Raw genomic sequence first — 19,275 nt, 5'->3', positions numbered from 1 at the left:
CTTCATCACCTAATCGAAGAGAATCGATGTGAAAGTACTAACTGTATTTGGCACAAGACCCGAAGCCATCAAAATGGCACCGCTGGTTCATGCGCTGGCCAGGGACCCTCATTTTGAGGCAAAAGTGTGCGTAACCGCGCAGCATCGGGAGATGCTCGATCAGGTGCTGAAGCTGTTTTCTATTGTTCCGGATTACGACCTGAATATCATGCAGCCGGGTCAGGGCCTGACGGAGATTACCTGCCGCATCCTTGAAGGGCTGAAGCCGGTTCTGGAGTCGTTTAAGCCTGACGTTGTGCTGGTGCATGGCGATACCACCACCACGATGGCGGCGAGCCTCGCCGCTTTCTATCAGCGAATCCCGGTGGGGCACGTTGAGGCGGGACTGCGCACCGGCGATCTCAGTTCGCCGTGGCCGGAAGAGGGTAACCGGACGTTAACCGGGCGGCTGGCAACCTGGCATTTTGCGCCGACGGAGACCTCGCGGCAGAACCTGCTGCGGGAGAACGTTGCCGATAGCCACATCACGGTCACCGGCAATACGGTTATCGATGCGCTGTTCTGGGTTCGCGATCGCGTATTGGGCGATGAGGCGCTGCGCATCGAGCTGACGCAGCGCTATCCGTTCCTGGCTAACGGAAAGAAGATGATCCTGGTCACCGGCCACCGTCGCGAAAGCTTCGGCCGCGGGTTTGAGCAGATCTGCCACGCGCTGGCGGAAATTGCGGCCAGCCATCCCGATGTACAGATTGTCTATCCGGTGCACCTGAACCCAAACGTCAGCGAGCCGGTAAACCGCATTCTTGGTCATGTTGATAACGTGATTTTGATCGAACCGCAGGATTACCTGCCGTTTGTCTGGCTGATGGATCGCGCATGGCTGATCCTCACCGACTCCGGCGGTATTCAGGAAGAAGCCCCTTCGCTGGGCAAACCGGTTCTGGTGATGCGCGAGATGACGGAACGGCCGGAAGCGGTAGCCGCAGGCACCGTGACGCTGGTCGGTACCGATAGCCAGCGCATCGTCGCGGAAGTGACGAATCTGCTGAACAACGATGCCGCATACCAGGCGATGAGCCGGGCGCACAACCCCTACGGCGATGGGCAGGCATGTAGCCGCATTGTGACCGCACTTAAAAATAATCAGGTAACGCTATGAGTTTTTCTACCATTTCAGTGATTGGCCTTGGGTATATCGGTTTGCCAACCGCTGCCGCGTTCGCCTCCCGGCAAAAGCGGGTGGTGGGCGTTGATGTTAATCAGCACGCGGTGGAGACCATTAACCGCGGCGAGATTCATATCGTGGAACCGGATTTGGCCAGCGTGGTTAAGACCGCGGTCGAGCAGGGCTATTTAAGCGCCACCACCCTCCCGGTGGAAGCGGACGCCTATCTGATTGCCGTCCCGACGCCGTTTAAGGATCTGCACGAGCCGGATATGGTCTTCGTCGAGTCGGCGGCAAAATCAATCGCGCCGGTGCTGAAGAAGGGTGCTCTGGTTATCCTTGAGTCCACCTCCCCCGTCGGGGCGACGGAGCTGATGGCGGGCTGGCTGGCCGAGCTGCGCCCCGATCTGAGCTTCCCGCAGCAGGCAGGCGAAGCGGCGGACGTCAATATCGCCTACTGCCCGGAGCGCGTGCTGCCGGGCCAGGTGATGGTTGAGCTGATTAAAAACGACCGCGTGATTGGCGGTATGTCCCCGGTCTGTTCTGCCCGCGCCAGCGAGCTGTATAAAATTTTCCTCGAAGGCGAGTGCGTGGTGACCAACTCCCGCACCGCAGAGATGTGCAAGCTGACCGAAAACAGCTTCCGCGACGTCAATATCGCCTTTGCTAACGAACTGTCGCTGATCTGCGCCGAGCAGGACATTAACGTCTGGGAGCTGATTCGCCTGGCGAACCGCCATCCGCGCGTCAATATCCTGCAGCCGGGGCCGGGCGTTGGCGGCCACTGTATCGCGGTCGATCCGTGGTTTATCGTGGCGCAAAATCCGCAGCAGGCGCGGCTGATCCGCACTGCGCGTGAGGTCAACGACCATAAGCCGGAATGGGTTATCGAGCAGGTGAAGGCGCGGGTGGCCGAGTGTCTTGCCGCCAGCAACCGACGCGCCAGCGAACTGAAAATCGCCTGCTTTGGCCTGGCCTTCAAGCCGAACATCGACGATCTGCGCGAAAGCCCGGCGATGGCTATCGCCATGCAAATTGCGGCCTGGCACAGCGGCGAAACGCTGGTTGTTGAACCCAATATTCACCAGCTGCCGAAGAAGCTCGAGGGTCTGTGCACCCTGGCATCGCTGAGCGATGCGCTGGCAAACTCCGATGTGCTGGTGATGCTGGTCGATCACCATGAGTTTAAAGCGGTAGGCGGCGACAGCGTAACCCAGGCATTTATCGTCGATACCAAAGGGGTATGGCGGTGAGAACGATTCTGGTCACCGGTATGAGCCAGGGCCCGATCCCTGGCTTCGGCTATGGCCAATACTTACTGGATCTCGTCCGTGTCCGTCCGCGCCAGTATTGAACCCCTGGAGTGGGAAAATCGCTTCTTTGGCGTTAACAGCGCGATCGTGCGCTTTCGCCACGATGCCCCGCCGCTGACGAGCCAGGCGCTGGCCGGCTGGTCGCGGCTGCAGGCGAAGATTGCGGCGGACGATACCGAACGGCTGGATGCCTTACAGCAGCTGGGCTTCCAGCTAGTTGAAGGGGAAGTCGATCTGGCGCTGCCGGCCGGGACGGCCGACGATCTCGGGTGCGAAATCGCCACCGCCGCGGACATCCCGCGCCTGCGGGAGCTGGCGGCGCAGGCGTTTGCCCTCAGCCGCTTTCGCGCGCCGTGGTATGCCGCTGATGCCAGCGGCCGTTTCTACGCCCAATGGATTGAAAATGCGGTGCTGGGGACCTTTGATAACCAGTGCCTGATTTTTCGCACCTCCGACGGCGATATCCGCGCTTTTGTCTCCCTGCGTCAGCTCAACGCTTCGGATGCCCGGATCGGCCTGCTGGCCGGTCGCGGCGCCGGCGCTGAGCTGATGCAGGCGGCGCGAAGCTGGGCCGGATCGCGCGGGCTCTCTACACTGCGGGTGGCGACCCAGATGGGTAATACCGCCGCGCTTAAACGTTATATTCTCAGCGGTGCGAATGTGGAAAACACCGCGTACTGGTTATACAGGTGACATGATGATTCCATTTAACGCGCCGCCGGTGGTGGGAACCGAGCTTGATTATATGCAGTCTGCGATGGGCAGCGGCAAGCTGTGCGGCGACGGCGGATTTACCCGCCGCTGCCAGCAGTGGATGGAGCAGCGCTTCGGCACGGTAAAAGCGCTGCTGACCCCGTCCTGTACCGCTTCGCTGGAGATGGCGGCGCTGCTGCTGGATATCCAGCCGGGCGACGAAGTCATTATGCCGAGCTATACCTTCGTTTCTACCGCCAACGCCTTTGTGCTGCGCGGAGCCAAAATTGTCTTTGTCGATATCCGCCGCGATACCCTGAATATCGACGAAACGCTGATCGAAGCCGCCATCACTGAGAAGACCCGGGCGATTGTGCCGGTTCACTATGCCGGCGTTGCCTGCGAGATGGACACCATCATGGCCATTGCCAGCAGGCATAACCTGTTCGTGGTGGAGGATGCCGCGCAGGGCGTCATGTCGACCTACAAAGGGCGCGCGCTGGGCACCATCGGGCACATCGGCTGCTTTAGCTTCCATGAAACCAAAAACTATACCGCCGGCGGCGAAGGCGGGGCGACGCTGATCAACGATCGCCAGCTGGTCGAGCGCGCGGAAATCATTCGCGAGAAAGGCACCAACCGCAGCCAGTTCTTCCGCGGTCTGGTGGATAAGTACACCTGGCGCGATATCGGCTCCAGCTATCTGATGTCCGACCTGCAGGCCGCCTATCTGTGGGCGCAGCTGGAAGCGGCGGAGAAAATTAACCAGCAGCGCCTGACGCTGTGGCAGAGCTATTACGACGCGCTGCTGCCGCTGGCGCGCGCCGGGCGCATCGAGCTGCCGATTGTCCCTGCCGACTGCGGGCACAACGCGCATATGTTCTATATCAAGCTGCGGGATATCGACGACCGCAGCAGGCTGATCGCGTGGCTGAAAGAGGCCGAAATTCTCGCCGTCTTCCACTATATCCCGCTGCACAGCTGCCCGGCAGGGGAGAACTTCGGCGAGTTCCGCGGCGAAGACCGCTTTACCACTCAGGAGAGCGAGCGCCTGCTGCGCCTGCCCCTGTTCTACAATCTGTCGGCGGTTAACCAGCGGACGGTGATTAACTCGCTGCTGAGCTACTTCTCCTGATATGTCGCTGGCAAAAGCTTCCCTGTGGACCGCGGCGTCCACCCTGGTCAAAATCGGCGCCGGACTGCTGGTGGTTAAGCTGCTGGCCGTCTCCTTCGGGCCGGCGGGCGTAGGCCAGGCCGGTAACTTTCGCCAGATGGTCACCGTGCTTGGCGTTCTCGCCGGGGCCGGTATTTTCAACGGCGTAACCAAGCTGGTGGCGCAGCATTATGACGATAGCCAGCAGTTGGATAAGGTAGTCGGCACCTCCTCTTCGATGGTGCTGGGCTTCTCGACGCTGCTGGCGATTATCTTTTTACTCGCCGCGGCGCCGATTAGCCAGGGGCTGTTTGGTCATACGCAGTACCAGGGGCTGGTGCGGCTGGTAGCGCTGGTGCAGATGGGCATTGCCTGGGCTAACTTCCTGCTGGCGCTGATAAAAGGCTTCCGCGATGCGGCGGGGAACGCGGTATCGCTGATTGCCGGTAGCCTGATCGGCGTGGTGGCATACTATGCCTGTTACCATTTCGGCGGCTACCAGGGCGCGCTGCTAGGGCTGGCGCTGGTTCCCGCGCTGGTGGTGGTTCCGGCGGCTATCGTGTTGTGGCGGCGGGGGAGTATCCCGCTTAGCGCGCTGCGCCCGCGCTGGGATAACGGCTTCGCCGGGCAGCTGTCAAAATTTACCCTGATGGCGCTGATTACCTCGGTAACGCTGCCGGTCGCTTACGTGATGATGCGTAACCTGCTGGCGGAGCATTACGGCTGGGAGGCGGTGGGGATCTGGCAGGGGGTGAGCAGTATTTCCGACGCCTATCTGCAGTTCATCACCGCGTCGTTCAGCGTCTATTTGCTGCCTACGCTCTCCCGGCTAACCGCCAAAGCGGATATTACCCGCGAGATCGGCAAATCGCTAAAATTTGTTCTGCCGGCGGTGGCGGCGGCAAGCCTGACCGTCTGGCTACTCCGCGACTTTGCCATCTGGCTGCTGTTTTCCGAACGCTTTACGGCGATGCGTGACCTGTTTGCCTGGCAGCTGGTGGGTGACGTCCTTAAGGTCGGGGCCTATGTCTATGGCTACCTGGTGATCGCCAAAGCGTCACTGCGTTTTTATATTCTGACGGAAATCAGCCAGTTCACGCTGTTGACCGCCTTCTCACACTGGCTTATCCCGGCGCACGGTGCAGTTGGCGCAGCGCAGGCGTATATGGCTACGTATATTGTTTATTTCGCCCTTTGTAGCGGCGTGTTTTTACTTTGGCGTAAACGGGCATGACAGCACTGATACACGTACTGGGATCGGATATTCCGCACCACAATCAGACCGTTCTGCGGTTCTTTAATGACCAGCTGGCCGCCGGCGACGCGCGGGCGCGCACGTTTATGGTGGTCGGTGACGCAGCGGGCGTCCGCGAGGCGTATCCGGCGCTATCCATCACCTGCTATCCCGGAAAGAAATCGCTGGCGCAGGCGGTCATCTCCGCGGCGAAAGCGGATCGGCGCCAGCGCTTTTTCTTCCACGGTCAGTTCAATACCGGCCTGTGGCTGGCGCTGCTCGGCGGCGGAATTCGCCCTTCCCAGTTCAACTGGCATATCTGGGGCGCCGATCTGTATGAGAATTCGTCCAGCCTGAAGTTCCGGCTTTTCTATCCGCTGCGCCGTATGGCGCAGGGGCGCGTGGGGCGCGTTTTTGCCACCCGCGGCGACCTGAGCTGGTTTGCCCGCCGCCACCCTAAGGTTGCGGGAGAGCTGCTCTATTTCCCGACCCGGATGGATCCGGCGCTGAATACGCTGGCGGATAGCGCCCCGCGCACCGACGCGCTGACCATTCTGGTGGGCAACTCCGGCGATCGCAGCAATGAACATATTGCGGCGCTGCGCGCTATTCATCAGCAGTTTGGCGATACGGTAAAGGTGATCGTCCCGATGGGCTATCCGGCCAACAATGCGGAATATATTAACGAAGTGCGCGCGGCGGGGGCGGCGTTGTTTAGCGCCGGGAATTTACAGGTGCTCAGCGACAGGCTGGAATTCAACGATTACCTGGCGCTGCTGCGCCGCTGCGATCTGGGTTATTTCCTCTTTGCCCGCCAGCAGGGGATCGGTACGCTGTGCCTGCTGATTCAGGCGGGTATTCCCTGCGTACTGAATCGGGAGAATCCGTTCTGGCAGGATATGACGGAGCAGAATATTCCGGTACTGTTTACCGGCGATACCCTGGATGTTGCCGTGGTACGCGAGGCCCAACGTCAGCTGGCGAACGTTGATAAGAACCAGATTGCTTTCTTCCGGCCAAACTACCTGACGGGCTGGCAGCGGGCATTGCAGATTGCCTCGGGGGTGAGCGCATGACATTAATGCAATTTAGCGGGCTGCTGGTGGTCTGGCTGCTGTCGTCGCTGTTTATTGCCACCGCCACGTACTTTGAGTTTCGCCGGGTGCGCTTTAACTTCAACGTCTTCTTTTCACTGCTGTTTCTGCTGACTTTCTTCTTCGGCTTCCCGCTGACCAGCATTCTGGTCTTCCGCTTTGACGTCAGCGTTGCGCCGCCGGAAGTGCTGCTGGAAACTCTGCTGGTGTCGGTGTGCTTTTACGCGGTGTATTACGTCACCTACAAAACGCGGCTGCGTTCGTCCGCTCACGATAGCCAGCGCCGCCCGCTGTTCACCATGAACCGCGTGGAGACCCATCTGGCATGGATGATTCTGCTGGCCGTTGCGCTGCTGTGCGTCGGCATTTTCTTTGCCCACAACGGATTCCTGCTGTTCAGGCTCAACTCCTATAGCCAGATCTTTTCCAGCGAAGTGTCCGGCGTGGCGCTGAAGCGCTTTTTCTATTTCTTTATTCCGGCGATGCTGGTGGTCTACTTCCTGCGCCAGGACTATAAGGCGTGGATTTTCTTCCTTATCAGCACCACCGCCTTTGGCCTGCTGACCTACGCTATCGTCGGCGGCACGCGGGCGAACATCATTATCGCCTTCGCCATCTTCCTGTTTATCGGCATTATTCGCGGCTGGATAAGCCTGTGGATGCTGGCTGCGGCCGGCGTGCTGGGGATCGTCGGTATGTTCTGGCTGGCCCTGAAGCGCTACGGGATGAACGTCAGCGGCGATGAGGCGTTTTATACCTTCCTGTACCTGACCCGCGATACCTTCTCGCCGTGGGAGAACCTGGCGCTACTGCTGCAGAACTACGATAAGATAGCGTTCCAGGGGCTGGCGCCGATGATCAGGGATTTCTACGTCTTTATTCCCAGCTGGATGTGGCATGGTCGACCGTCGATGGTCCTCAATACCGCCAACTACTTCACCTGGGAAGTGCTGAATAATCACTCCGGGCTGGCCATCTCCCCGACGCTGATTGGTTCGCTGGTGGTGATGGGCGGGGTGTGGTTTGTTCCGCTGGGGGCGGTCGTGGTCGGGCTGATTATTAAGTGGTTTGACTGGCTGTATGAGCTTGGCAACCGGGAGAGTAACCGCTACAAGGCGGCCATTCTGCATAGTTTCTGTTTTGGCGCTATCTTCAATATGATCGTGCTGGCACGCGAAGGGCTGGACTCTTTCGGCTCTCGCGTGGTGTTTTTCCTCGTGATCTTTGGTATCTGCCTGCTGGCGGCGAAGTTGTTGTACTGGTTCCTGGATAGCGTAGGGCTGATTCATAAGCGGACCAAACCGCTTTCGCAACCTCAGGTCTGATAAGGATTAACATGTCTGAGAGTACTTCCGCGCCGTTGTACCTGCTGAGAGGTTTACAGCTCATCGGGTGGCGCGACATGCAGCACGCACTGGATTTTCTCTACGCTGACGGCGCAATTCGTCAGGGTACGCTGGTGGCTATCAACGCCGAAAAGATGCTGGCAGTCGAGGACGATCCTGAGGTTCGGGCGCTGATTGAAGCGGCCGAATTTAAATATGCCGACGGTATTAGCGTGGTGCGTTCATTACGTAAAAAATATCCTCAGGCCCAGGTATCGCGCGTGGCGGGGGCCGACCTGTGGGAGGCCCTGATGGAGCGCGCCGGAGCCCAGGGCACGCCGGTCTTTCTGATCGGCGGCAAGCCGGAGGTGCTGGCCCAGACCTGTACGCAGCTGTGCCAGCGCTGGAACGTTAACATCGTCGGCAGCCAGGACGGCTATTTCTCCGCCGACCACCGTCAGGCGCTGTTTGAGCGCGTCCGCGACAGCGGGGCCAAAATTGTCACCGTGGCGATGGGTTCACCGCGCCAGGAGATCCTGATGCGCGACTGTCGGCAGGTTTATCCGCAGGCGCTCTATATGGGCGTGGGCGGCACCTACGACGTCTTTACCGGCCACGTTCACCGGGCCCCCAGGTTCTGGCAGAACATGGGGCTGGAGTGGTTCTATCGTTTGATATCACAGCCCAGCCGGATTAAAAGACAGATCAGGCTGCTGCGATATTTACGTTGGTATTATACCGGCCAGCTCTAATATTCCACTGCAAACTGGCGAGTTTTCACCCATATTCTGTGTAATCCATTCACCTGGCTGATACTTTATTTGCCATTTCGGCAAAATTAATTAACCATTCGCATGCTTAATGCGCGCCGGCACGCTTTGCCGGCGTGCTGGCAGGGCTATTTCCTTTCACACATTTATAAAAATAACCGGTATATGCGCGGGACCTTCAGAAGGGCATCAGGGCGGCTTATCAGCTGACTTTCCGACATCCATCATGATGACGGAGGGACGGGTGCGTGCTGCCAATAGCGAGGCCGTTCGGCGGGGAACGAGTAAAACCCGGAGCAGGGCAAACACAAGAGGGTATATGACTGAGAAAAAAGCGGAACTTCAGCGCGGGCTGGAGGCCAGGCACATTGAGCTAATCGCCCTTGGCGGTACGATTGGCGTCGGTTTATTTATGGGATCGGCGAGTACGCTGAAGTGGGCCGGCCCGTCGGTCCTGCTGGCGTATATTATTGCGGGCTTATTTGTCTTCTTTATCATGCGCTCGATGGGGGAGATGCTGTTCCTCGAACCGGTAACCGGCTCGTTCGCCGTTTACGCTCACCGCTATATGAGCCCGTTCTTCGGCTATCTGACCGCCTGGTCCTACTGGTTTATGTGGATGGCGGTAGGGATATCGGAGATTACGGCCATCGGGGTTTACGTCCAGTTCTGGTTCCCCGATATGGTGCAGTGGATACCGGCCCTGATTGCCGTTGGGCTGGTGGCGTTGGCGAACCTGGCGGCGGTGCGCCTGTACGGTGAGATCGAGTTCTGGTTTGCGATGATTAAGGTCACGACCATCATCGTGATGATTGTGGTCGGGCTGGGGGTGATTTTCTTTGGCTTTGGTAACGGCGGGCACTCCATCGGCTTTGGCAACCTGACCGAACACGGCGGCTTCTTTGCCGGCGGCTGGAAGGGCTTCCTGACCGCGCTCTGTATTGTCGTTGCCTCCTACCAGGGCGTTGAGCTTATCGGTATTACCGCCGGAGAAGCGAAGAATCCGCAGGTGACCCTGCGCAGCGCGGTCGGCAAAGTTCTGTGGCGTATCCTTATTTTTTACGTAGGCGCCATTTTCGTCATTGTGACTATCTTCCCGTGGAATCAGATTGGCTCCGGCGGCAGCCCGTTCGTGCTGACCTTCGCGAAGATTGGCATCACCGCCGCAGCGGGCATTATCAACTTTGTGGTTCTCACGGCCGCGCTTTCCGGCTGCAATAGCGGAATGTACAGCTGTGGCCGCATGCTCTACGCGCTGGCAAAAAACCGCCAGCTGCCGGCGGCAGTCGGCAAGGTCTCCCGCAACGGCGTACCGGCGGTCGGCGTCGCGCTGTCGATCCTGATCCTGCTGGTGGGCTCCTGCCTGAACTATATCATTCCCAACCCGCAGCGGGTGTTCGTCTACGTCTACAGCGCGAGCGTGCTGCCGGGTATGGTGCCGTGGTTTGTGATCCTGATTAGCCAGCTGCGTTTTCGCCGCGCGCATCAGGAGGCGATGGCCAGCCACCCGTTCCGCTCGCTGCTCTTCCCATGGGCGAACTATATTACGATGGCGTTTCTGGTTTGCGTGCTGATCGGCATGGGTTTTAACGAAGATACCCGGATGTCGCTGTTTGTCGGAATTCTTTTTCTGGCCCTGGTTACCCTTATTTATAAGGTTTTTGGCCTCGGGCGGCATGGAAATGTCGATAAAGCGGCTGAATAAGCAGCAAAGCGCATAAAGTGTGAGCAAACGGAAATTTTATTTAAAAAGGCACTAGACAGCGGGGGGGGAAGTCCGTAATATCCGACCCCGCAACGGCGCTAAGCGCCCGTAGCTCAGCTGGATAGAGCGCTGCCCTCCGGAGGCAGAGGTCTCAGGTTCGAATCCTGTCGGGCGCACCATTTAACCCGGTGCTTGAGCTGCGGTGGACTGTTTAAGACAGTGCCGCGTGAAAAGATTTGTAGTGGTGGCTATAGCTCAGTTGGTAGAGCCCTGGATTGTGATTCCAGTTGTCGTGGGTTCGAATCCCATTAGCCACCCCATTATTTGATAGAGTTGTGAATTGCGAAGGTGGCGGAATTGGTAGACGCGCTAGCTTCAGGTGTTAGTGTCCTTAGGATGTGGGGGTTCGAGTCCCCCCCCTCGCACCACGACTTTAAAGAATTGAACTAAAAATTCAAAAAGCAGTATATCGGCGAGTAGCGCAGCTTGGTAGCGCAACTGGTTTGGGACCAGTGGGTCGGAGGTTCGAATCCTCTCTCGCCGACCAATTTTGAACCCCGCTTCGGCGGGGTTTTTTGTTTTCTGATATCGCAAAAAATCCTCGTATCTCCCTGATTTGAAAAATAAAACCTCCTTGCTTCTACCACCATTATTTGTCCAGAAAACTCCCAATTCACCATCAGGGGAGATGTCATCTCCACAGAACCTGTGCGATAATAAACGGGTAGATGCTCATTCCATCTCTTATGTTCGCCTTAGGGCCTCATAAACTCAGGAATGACGCAGAGCCGTTTACGGTGCTTATCGTCCACTGACAGATGTCGCCATTATCTGGTCTCATCAAACACCATGGACACGACGTTGAGTGAAGCACCCAATTTGTTGTCAAACAGACCTGTTTTAACGCCCGCCCTGATTATCAGTGCGGGCGTTTTTTTCTTTCAGGGGCTGGTAAGAAAAGGGCAGGGGATAAACGGAGAAGGCGGCGCGCAGAGAGAAGAGCGCTGTCGCCCCTGATGAGGCGACAGCGGCAGGGACGGCTACTGCGGCGTATTGTTCTTCAGGGTTAACAGCAGGCCATCGCGGCGCAGAGTGGCGGCCTCTTCCGGCTGGTGCAGCCGGTCGAGCGTATCGGCCAGCCAGGCGTAGTCAAACGCATCCGGGCGCTGCTTCAGGGCGGCGCGGAACGCGATGCTGGCCTCCTGCCATTCGCCATGGCGCATCAGCGATTGCCCCAGCGTACTCCACAGCAGCGGACGATCGCCGACGGCTTTGATCTGCTGGCGCAGCACTTTTTCCAACTGTTCCGGATTGTTGGTCTTCAGGCGCGGGATAAGCATCACCAGGCGATCGTCATACTGCTTTTTCAGACCATCGATAATAATCTGCTGCGCGGTATCGTGGTCATCGCTCTCAATGAGCAGATTGGCCATCGCCACCTGCAGCGCGACCTGGCCACGCGTTTTGCGGCTTTGGTTTTTCCACCATTCGCGCAGGCCTTCGCTGCCCCGATCGGCCAGCGTCTTATCCATTAAACCAATCCACGCCTGCTGCTCCAGCGCGGCGCGATGCTCTTCATCGCTGACGTTGGCTTTGGCCATCGACGGGATGATGTCCAGCAGCGAGTGCCAGGCGCCGGTGCGGGTGTAGGCCTGCTCCGCGAGACGCAGGACTTCAGGATGGCGGGGAGTGATTTCCAGCAGCTTATCAATACCGTGGCGCGCCGCATGATTTTCATTGCGCGCCAGCTGCAGGCGCACGCGGGCAATCTCTACCGGGATCAGATCGTCCCCGGCGAGCTCCGTTGCGCGCTCAAGATGCTGATTGGCGCGGGCTTCATCGCCGCGCTGCTGGGCTGCTTCCGCCGCCAGAAGATAGTTAACCACCGGCTGCTCGGCGTGATCGGCATTTTTGGCCATCAGCTTTTCAACCTGCTGGTAGTCGCCTTCCGCCAGTTTTAGCAGCGCCTGCTCGGTTTGCTTGCGCGCGCGGCGGCGTTTACGCCCTACGAACCAGCCGCGGGTATGGGCGCTGGTGCGAAAAATACGCCGCAGCAGCCATTCGATGGCAAACAGCACCACCATTGTGAGGATCAGTACGATCGCCAGGCCGGTGACGCTGGTTTCAATGTTGTAGTTATCGGTTTGGATCAGCACGTAGCCCTGATGGCCGGAAATGATCGGACCGATAACGATCCCGGCGATCAGCAGTGCGAAGAGTAAGAGAATTTTCAACATGCGTTACTCTCCTTGTGGCGCAGGGGCTGGTGCCGGCACGGCTGGCGTCGGGGCAGGAGCCGGAGCACCGCTCTGTGCGACGGCGGGTTGTGCCATCAGGTTACGTACTCGCGTCTGCATCAGCTTCTCGAGTATGGCCTGACTCTGCAGATTTTCCGGTACGCTCATGGTGATGCTCTGCTGGCTCAGCTTATCGACCTCCTCAAGGAAGGCTTTGGTGGTGGCATCGTCAGTGTCGTAATAGGCGCGAACCCAGGTCGATACGTTTTCCAGGGCCTGCTTGTAGGTCTCTTCCTGATGGCGCGGAACCGCCTGCGCGGCGACCAGCAGGCGGGAGCGAATATTCTCGCGCAGGTAGACGTCCTGGTTTGGCGCCAGCAGCGGCACTGCCGTTTCATCGCGGCGGCGGATGGTGATAAAGCTGTCCATAAAGCTCTGCCAGCTCTTCTGCAGGTTAATGCGCCACTCGCCGATGGAGCTGGACAGCTCTTCGCTGTCGGAATCCATCGGGGAGTCGTCGTCGTTATTATCCGCCAGACGCAGGTTGTCTATCTGATTAGCGAGCTGATTCACTTTAAGAATGATGCCGTCGTAGTCGACCTGGCTTACCGCCGAGAGCGAGGCGATATCGTCGGTGATGGCGCGGCGGGCGCCAATCAGGCTGGGGTCGTTCATGTCGGCGAGGCTGGCATCGGCGCTTTTGAGCAGCGCGGCGGCGGTGGTGACGTCCTGATCGCTCCACAGCTTGCGTCCGGCAACTTTCACCAGGAAATCAGCCTGCGCCAGCAGCCAGGTTTTAGCGTCGCTGCCGGAGATAACGGCCACTTTCTGCTGCACTTCTTCCAGCTGCTTCGCCAGCGCATCCTGCTGACTTTTGGCTGCGGTCAGCTGGTCAGCCTGCTGCCTGATGATGCCTTCGAGTTCGGTTTTTTGGCCTTCCTGCGATTTCTGCAGGGCCGCAATCTGCGCGGCTAATGCTGAGCTGGCCGCGTTCTGTCGGGATAGCTGCTGCTTGTGCACGCTGTAAAGACCCACGCCGGCGGCGAGGGCAATAGCGATAGCGACCGCGCTCAAAACAAGACTGGTTTTATTCCCGCCCTTTTCCTTCCCGGTTTTCTCTGGCTGTGGCGTCTTTTCCACGGCCTCCCTGGTCTCTTCAACCACGGCGGATTGATTTTGTTGTTCCGTCATTATGGCTTCCAATGTTGAGAGTTATTGTAATGCGCGTAGCAGCGTATCGTTGTCGGCGCTTTCGGCAACCTGGATATCCTGCCAGCCCAATTCCCGTGCCTGCTGGGCCAGGCGCTCGCTGACAACTAAAATGCGACAGCGGAGGAGCCACCGTTCTCGATACCATTGCGGGATCAGCGTCCAAAGCTGTTGCAGCATCTCACCGCTGGTGATGACCAGCGTCGAGACGCCGCGAGACTGCCAGCGCATTGCTTCTTCTGCACCATCATAATGCTTTGCACAACGTTGATAGCACTCACAAAAAGTGACATCAGCGCCGCGCTCGCGGAGCGTTTCGCCGAGTAGTTCCCGGCCGCCGTTGCCGCGAAGCAGGAGGGCCTTCTTACCAGCAATGTTTTGTAATTCAGGTAATTGTAGCAAGACTTCGCTGATTTCCCGATCTAATGGGTAGCGAATATTCTGGCTGCTGACCTTATGCAGGGCCAGCGCCGTGGTGCGGCCAATGGCGAAATAGCCGGGAGCCAGCGGCCAGCGCAGGGCCTGCTGCTGCAGGCGAGCGTGGGCAAACTCCACGGCATGCTGCGAGAGGGCGAACAATAGATCGCCCGCGGAGAGAGCCGCCAGCCGGTCGCCGAGCGTGTGCAGCTCGCGGCCGGGCGTAAATTCAATCAGTGGAAAGCTCCAGGCCACGCGTCCCAGCCCGCGCAGGCGGCTGACCAGCTCTTCGCCCTGCGGCAGCGGACGGGTGACCAGGATACTCATCGTGGCGCTTCTCCGGCATAAACGGCGGTCAGGATCTCCCGGGCACCGTTATCCAGCAGTTCTTCCGCCAGAGAGACGCCAAGGCGCTCGGCGTCTTCAGGGCGCCCGCGGCGTTCGCCGTGAACCAGCTGGGAACCGTCCGGCGCGCCGACCAGCGCGCGTAGCCACAGCTCGCCGTCAATAAGCTCGGCGTAGCTGCCGATCGGCACCTGACAGCCGCCCTCAAGGCGGGTGTTCATCGCCCGCTCGGCGCGAACCCGTATCGCCGTAGGCGTATGGTTCAGCGGTGCCAGCAGCGCCTGCGTCCACTCGTCGTCAAGACGGCACTCAATGCCGACTGCGCCCTGCCCGACGGCAGGGAGAGATTGTTCAGGGCTTAACGGCTGGCGAATTCTCGCTTCGAGCCCGAGGCGTAGCAGCCCCGCCGCGGCGAGAATAATCGCGTCATACTCACCGCTATCCAGTTTGCCCAAACGGGTACCGACGTTACCGCGCAGGGAACGAATCTGCAGATCCGGGCGCCGTGCGGCCAGCTGACACTGGCGGCGTAAACTTGACGTGCCAACGATGCTGCCCTGAGGCAGCGCGTCAATAGAGGCATAGTGATTTGAGACAAAAGCGTCGCGCGGATCTTCTCGCTCACAAATCGTTACCAGCCCGAGGCCCTCGGGAAACTCGACGGGAACATCCTTCATAGAATGGACGGCGATATCGGCGCGCCCTTCCATAATGGCAAGCTCTAACTCTTTGACAAACAGGCCCTTGCCACCCACTTTTGCGAGGGGTGTATCAAGGAGCACGTCGCCGCGAGTGACCATGGGTACCAGTTCAACCTTGAGCTGCGGATGGCAGGACTCAAGGCGCTCTTTCACATAATGCGCCTGCCATAGCGCAAGTGGGCTTTGCCTTGTGGCAATTTTCAAAACTTTGTCTAACATGCTTGTTACCGTCATTGTCGACCACAAACCATCCTAACATTGTTGTCTTATGGATGTTAGTTTTGTGGGTCAGGGCCTCGGCCATCTCTTTATTGGCCTTTTATGCGCATACCGGTTGCCGAACCGTAGAGAGGAATTTACACGCAGTAAACGGTGCTACACTTGTATGTAGCGCATCTTTCTTTACGGTCAATCAGCAAGGTGTTAGATTGATCACGTTTTAAACCATTTGTCCGTCAGCAGTTCATCACAACCACACCGACGACGAATGGTGACGGTTTTTGTTGAAATACTGAAACCCGGTACTGGCTATGGTACGTCGGGTTTTTGAACATCAGGCGATATGTCTTGTACCTCTATATTGAGACACTGAAACAGAGACTGGATGCCATCAACCAACTGCGCGTAGATCGCGCGCTTGCTGCCATGGGACCCGCTTTTCAGCAGGTTTACAGTCTACTGCCGACATTACTACATTATCATCACCCGTTGATGCCGGGTTACCTTGACGGTAACGTTCCCCGAGGCATTTGCCTTTACACGCCTGATGAAACCCAACGCCACTACCTTGACGAGCTTGAGCTAAACCGCGGAATGCTGACGCAGGAGCCGCCGAAAGGCGAGCTGCCGATTACCGGCGTTTACTCCATGGGTAGCACCTCATCCGTCGGCCAAAGCTGCTCTTCCGACCTTGATATCTGGGTTTGCCACCAGGCCTGGCTCGATACCGACGAGCGCCAGCTGCTGCAGCGTAAATGCAGCCTGCTGGAGAGCTGGGCGGCATCGCTTGGCGTGGAAGTCAGCTTCTTCCTGATCGATGAAAACCGCTTCCGCCATAACGAAAGCGGCAGCCTGGGCGGCGAAGACTGTGGCTCTACTCAGCATATCCTGCTGCTGGACGAATTCTACCGCACCGCCGTGCGCCTTGCCGGCAAGCGTATTCTGTGGAACATGGTGCCGTGCGACGAAGAAGAGCACTATGACGATTACGTCATGAGCCTCTACGCGCAGGGCGTGCTGACGCCGAACGAATGGCTGGATCTCGGCGGCCTGAGCTCGCTGTCGGCGGAAGAGTACTTCGGCGCCAGCCTGTGGCAGCTGTATAAAAGCATTGATTCGCCTTATAAAGCGGTGCTGAAAACGCTGCTGCTGGAAGCCTATTCCTGGGAATACCCCAATAACCGCCTGCTGGCGAAAGATATTAAACAGCGCCTGCACGACGGCGAGATCGTTTCATTCGGTCTCGATCCCTACTGCATGATGCTGGAACGCGTCACGATCTACCTGCAGGCCATTGAGGATGAGACGCGCCTCGACCTGGTACGCCGCTGTTTCTACCTGAAAGTGTGCGAAAAGCTGAGCCGCGAGCGCGCCTGCGTGGGCTGGCGTCGCGAGGTGGTGAGCCACCTGGTGAAAGAGTGGGGCTGGGATGAAAAGCGTCTGGCGATGCTGGACAACCGGGCCAACTGGAAGATCGACGAAGTACGCAAAGCGCACAACGAACTGCTTGATGCGATGATGCAGAGCTACCGCAACCTGATTCGGTTTGCGCGTCGCAACAACCTCAGTGTTTCCGCCAGCCCGCAGGATATTGGCGTGCTGACCCGCAAGCTGTACGCGGCGTTTGAAGCGCTGCCGGGGAAAGTGACCCTGGTGAACCCGCAGATATCGCCGGATCTCTCCGAACCGAATCTGACCTTTATCCACGTGCCGCCGGGCCGCGCTAACCGCACCGGATGGTATGTCTATAACCGCGCGCCGGATATGGAATCGATCGTTAGCCATCAGCCGCTGGAATATAACCGCTATCTGAACAAGCTGGTGGCATGGGCGTGGTTTAACGGCCTGCTGACGTCGCGCACCCGCTTGTTTATTAAGGGCAACGGCATTGTCGACCTGGCGAAGCTGCAGGAGATGGTAGCCGATGTTTCTCACCACTTCCCGCTGCGTCTGCCTTCGCCTACGCCGAAAGCGCTGTATAGCCCCTGCGAAATCCGCCATCTGGCGATTATCGTTAACCTTGAATACGATCCGACCGCCGCGTTCCGCAATCAGGTGGTGCATTTTGACTTCCGCAAGCTGGACGTATTTAGCTTTGGCGAAGAGCAGAAGTGCCTGATAGGCAGCGTGGACCTGCTGTATCGCAACTCGTGGAACGAAGTGCGAACCCTGCACTTCAACGGCGAGCAGGCGATGATCGAAGCGCTGAAGACCATTCTGGGCAAAATGCACCAGGACGCGGCGCCGCCGGATAGCGTTGAAGTGTTCTGCTACAGCCAGCATCTGCGCGGGCTCATCCGCACTCGCGTGCAGCAGCTGGTCTCCGAGTGCGTTGAGCTACGCCTCTCCAGTACCCGTCAGGACACCGGCCGCTTCAAGGCGCTGCGCGTCTCAGGGCAGACGTGGGGCCTGTTCTTCGAACGTCTTAACGTCTCGGTGCAGAAGCTGGAAAATGCCATTGAATTCTATGGCGCTATCTCGCACAACAAGCTGCATGGTTTGTCGGTTCAGGTAGAAACCAACCACGTCAGGCTGCCGCAGGTGGTGGATGGCTTTGCCAGCGAAGGGATTATTCAGTTCTTCTTTGAAGAGGCGGATAACGACAGCGGGTTTAATATCTACATTCTCGACGAGAGCAACCGCGCCGAGGTTTACCATCACTGTGAAGGCAGTAAAGAGGAGCTGGTGCGCGACGTTAGCCGCTTCTACTCCTCGTCGCACGACCGGTTCACCTACGGCTCCAGCTTTATCAACTTCAACCTGCCGCAGTTCTACCAGATCGTTGACGTTGACGGCCGGCCGCAGGTCATTCCCTTCCGTAGCCAGGCCATCGGCGCCGTGACGGCACCGGTCAATCAGGATGCCGCGGCGTCGCCGATGCTCCAGCAGCACTACTCCTGATATCGCGTCCTGATATCGCGAAGTGTTCCCCGGCTGCGCGCAGCGTACCGGGGATACCGATGAGCGTAGCCAGCTAGCCCGCTTTAACGAAAGCTCACCGCTTCGCCTGCCTGATGCGTTGCCGCCTGCTCCAGCAGATCCCAGAAGGTTTCGCCGCTGCGATCGCAGATCCACTCGTCGCCTTTGAGGTCAAAATGGTAGCCGCCCTGCTTGGTCGCCAGCCAGACCTGATGCAGCGGTTCCTGACGGTTAATAATGATTTTGCTGCCGTTTTCAAAGCTAATGGTCAGCACGCCGCCGTTAATTTCACAATCGATATCGCTATCGCCGTCCCACTCGTCCAGGCGCTCTTCGATAGTCATCCACAGGCTGTCGGCCAGGCGATGGAATTCACTGTCATTCATGGTTCTACCCTGCTTTTTTGAAGATGGCGGCAGTATAGCGCGAAACAAAAGCGCGCGCAGTCGGATGCTAAACGCTTGCTTTTACGTCTTCTCCTGCGATGATAGAAAGCAGAAAGAATGACTCACGGGCAACTATCAATGAAAAACGCTTTTCCTACGCTTGCCGTTCTGCTGGCGATCTTCAGCCTCACCGGCTGTGGTCTGAAGGGGCCGCTCTATTTCCCACCGGCGGATAAAACGGCGCCGCCGCCGACCAAACCGGTCGATAGCGGTATCCAGAGCGCGACGCCAGATCGTAACGATCGCGGCGATAGCGGTGGCCCGACCCAGGTAGACTACTGACGCTACTCCCCGGGACGAACGGCCTGCCGTCCTCCTGAAACGCAAATT

General features: G+C 58.3%; 16 protein-coding genes and 4 tRNA genes. 15 read left to right on the top strand and 5 right to left on the bottom strand.

All coding sequences use genetic code 11. The features are described from left to right. The first annotated feature begins 28 nt into the window (after positions 1 to 28). The 13 genes from wecB to M2416_RS25110 all read left to right on the top strand — a co-directional run bounded on the left by wecB (position 29) and on the right by M2416_RS25110 (position 10,999). On the top strand, positions 29 to 1,159 hold the full coding sequence (gene wecB, locus M2416_RS25170; RefSeq protein ID WP_132514532.1) for a non-hydrolyzing UDP-N-acetylglucosamine 2-epimerase: 1,131 nt from the start codon (positions 29 to 31) through the stop codon (positions 1,157 to 1,159). Continuing rightward, positions 1,156 to 2,418: a UDP-N-acetyl-D-mannosamine dehydrogenase gene (wecC, locus tag M2416_RS25165; protein WP_259227437.1), complete on the top strand. Its 1,263-nt coding sequence runs from the start codon at positions 1,156 to 1,158 to the stop codon at positions 2,416 to 2,418. The genes wecB and wecC overlap by 4 nt, the downstream gene beginning before the upstream one ends. Positions 2,419 to 2,496: 78 nt before the next feature. Next, positions 2,497 to 3,171, top strand: a complete 675-nt coding sequence (gene rffC, locus M2416_RS25160; protein WP_259227444.1) for a dTDP-4-amino-4,6-dideoxy-D-galactose acyltransferase — start codon at positions 2,497 to 2,499, stop codon at positions 3,169 to 3,171. A 4-nt stretch (positions 3,172 to 3,175) separates the two neighbouring features. Next, positions 3,176 to 4,306, top strand: coding sequence for a dTDP-4-amino-4,6-dideoxygalactose transaminase (gene rffA / locus M2416_RS25155; protein ID WP_115194034.1), 1,131 nt, complete (start codon positions 3,176 to 3,178; stop codon positions 4,304 to 4,306). Between the two features lies 1 nt (position 4,307). Beyond that, positions 4,308 to 5,558 (top strand): lipid III flippase WzxE, encoded by a 1,251-nt coding sequence (gene wzxE, locus M2416_RS25150; RefSeq protein WP_076947987.1) that lies wholly within the window; start codon positions 4,308 to 4,310, stop codon positions 5,556 to 5,558. Further along, entirely contained in the window at positions 5,555 to 6,634 is a 1,080-nt protein-coding gene (locus tag M2416_RS25145) for a TDP-N-acetylfucosamine:lipid II N-acetylfucosaminyltransferase (RefSeq protein ID WP_259227436.1), read from the top strand. Before wzxE ends, M2416_RS25145 begins: the two co-directional genes overlap by 4 nt. After that, positions 6,631 to 7,977, top strand: a complete 1,347-nt coding sequence (gene wzyE, locus M2416_RS25140) for an ECA oligosaccharide polymerase (protein ID WP_143717696.1) — start codon at positions 6,631 to 6,633, stop codon at positions 7,975 to 7,977. The genes M2416_RS25145 and wzyE overlap by 4 nt, the downstream gene beginning before the upstream one ends. An 11-nt stretch (positions 7,978 to 7,988) precedes the next feature. After that, on the top strand, positions 7,989 to 8,729 hold the full coding sequence (gene wecG, locus M2416_RS25135) for a lipopolysaccharide N-acetylmannosaminouronosyltransferase (RefSeq protein ID WP_259227434.1): 741 nt from the start codon (positions 7,989 to 7,991) through the stop codon (positions 8,727 to 8,729). Between the two features lie 337 nt (positions 8,730 to 9,066). Next, positions 9,067 to 10,452 (top strand): bifunctional threonine/serine APC transporter ThrP, encoded by a 1,386-nt coding sequence (gene thrP / locus M2416_RS25130; protein ID WP_076947991.1) that lies wholly within the window; start codon positions 9,067 to 9,069, stop codon positions 10,450 to 10,452. 102 nt (positions 10,453 to 10,554) lie between these two features. Next, positions 10,555 to 10,631 (top strand) — tRNA-Arg (locus M2416_RS25125). 65 nt (positions 10,632 to 10,696) lie between these two features. Further along, a tRNA-His gene (locus tag M2416_RS25120) sits at positions 10,697 to 10,772 on the top strand. Between the two features lie 22 nt (positions 10,773 to 10,794). Then, positions 10,795 to 10,880: transfer RNA gene (locus M2416_RS25115), tRNA-Leu, on the top strand. A gap of 42 nt (positions 10,881 to 10,922) precedes the next feature. Further along, positions 10,923 to 10,999 (top strand) — tRNA-Pro (locus M2416_RS25110). A 493-nt stretch (positions 11,000 to 11,492) separates the two neighbouring features. Here M2416_RS25110 and hemY read toward each other — a convergent pair. Genes hemY through hemC form a run of 4 tightly spaced genes read right to left on the bottom strand, consistent with a single transcriptional unit; the run spans position 11,493 to position 15,580 of the window. Then, a complete protein-coding gene (hemY, locus tag M2416_RS25105) occupies positions 11,493 to 12,689 on the bottom strand; it encodes a protoheme IX biogenesis protein HemY (protein WP_259227432.1) in 1,197 nt (398 codons plus the stop codon). A 3-nt stretch (positions 12,690 to 12,692) separates the two neighbouring features. Then, positions 12,693 to 13,880, bottom strand: coding sequence for a uroporphyrinogen-III C-methyltransferase (gene hemX, locus M2416_RS25100; RefSeq protein ID WP_133601426.1), 1,188 nt, complete (start codon positions 13,878 to 13,880; stop codon positions 12,693 to 12,695). 21 nt (positions 13,881 to 13,901) lie between these two features. Then, on the bottom strand, positions 13,902 to 14,642 hold the full coding sequence (gene hemD, locus M2416_RS25095; RefSeq protein ID WP_076947993.1) for a uroporphyrinogen-III synthase: 741 nt from the start codon (positions 14,640 to 14,642) through the stop codon (positions 13,902 to 13,904). After that, entirely contained in the window at positions 14,639 to 15,580 is a 942-nt protein-coding gene (hemC, locus tag M2416_RS25090) for a hydroxymethylbilane synthase (RefSeq protein WP_045853608.1), read from the bottom strand. The genes hemD and hemC overlap by 4 nt, the downstream gene beginning before the upstream one ends. Before the next feature lie 348 nt (positions 15,581 to 15,928). Between hemC and cyaA the strand changes: the two genes are divergently transcribed. Then, positions 15,929 to 18,481 (top strand): class I adenylate cyclase, encoded by a 2,553-nt coding sequence (gene cyaA, locus M2416_RS25085; protein ID WP_045853607.1) that lies wholly within the window; start codon positions 15,929 to 15,931, stop codon positions 18,479 to 18,481. 83 nt (positions 18,482 to 18,564) lie between these two features. On the opposite strand, the gene cyaY is transcribed toward cyaA, so the two are convergent. After that, positions 18,565 to 18,885, bottom strand: coding sequence for an iron donor protein CyaY (gene cyaY / locus M2416_RS25080; RefSeq protein ID WP_041143490.1), 321 nt, complete (start codon positions 18,883 to 18,885; stop codon positions 18,565 to 18,567). A 138-nt stretch (positions 18,886 to 19,023) separates the two neighbouring features. Here cyaY and lptM point away from each other — a divergent pair, with 138 nt between their 5' ends. Beyond that, positions 19,024 to 19,227 carry an LPS translocon maturation chaperone LptM gene (gene lptM, locus M2416_RS25075; protein WP_045853606.1) on the top strand — a complete coding sequence of 68 codons (204 nt, stop codon included), beginning with the start codon at positions 19,024 to 19,026 and terminating at the stop codon, positions 19,225 to 19,227. Positions 19,228 to 19,275 lie beyond the last annotated feature (48 nt).

Source organism: Klebsiella sp. BIGb0132 (assembly GCF_024810075.1).
Lineage (GTDB): Bacteria > Pseudomonadota > Gammaproteobacteria > Enterobacterales > Enterobacteriaceae > Klebsiella > Klebsiella terrigena.
This window is presented reverse-complemented; position numbering and strand designations above follow the sequence as displayed.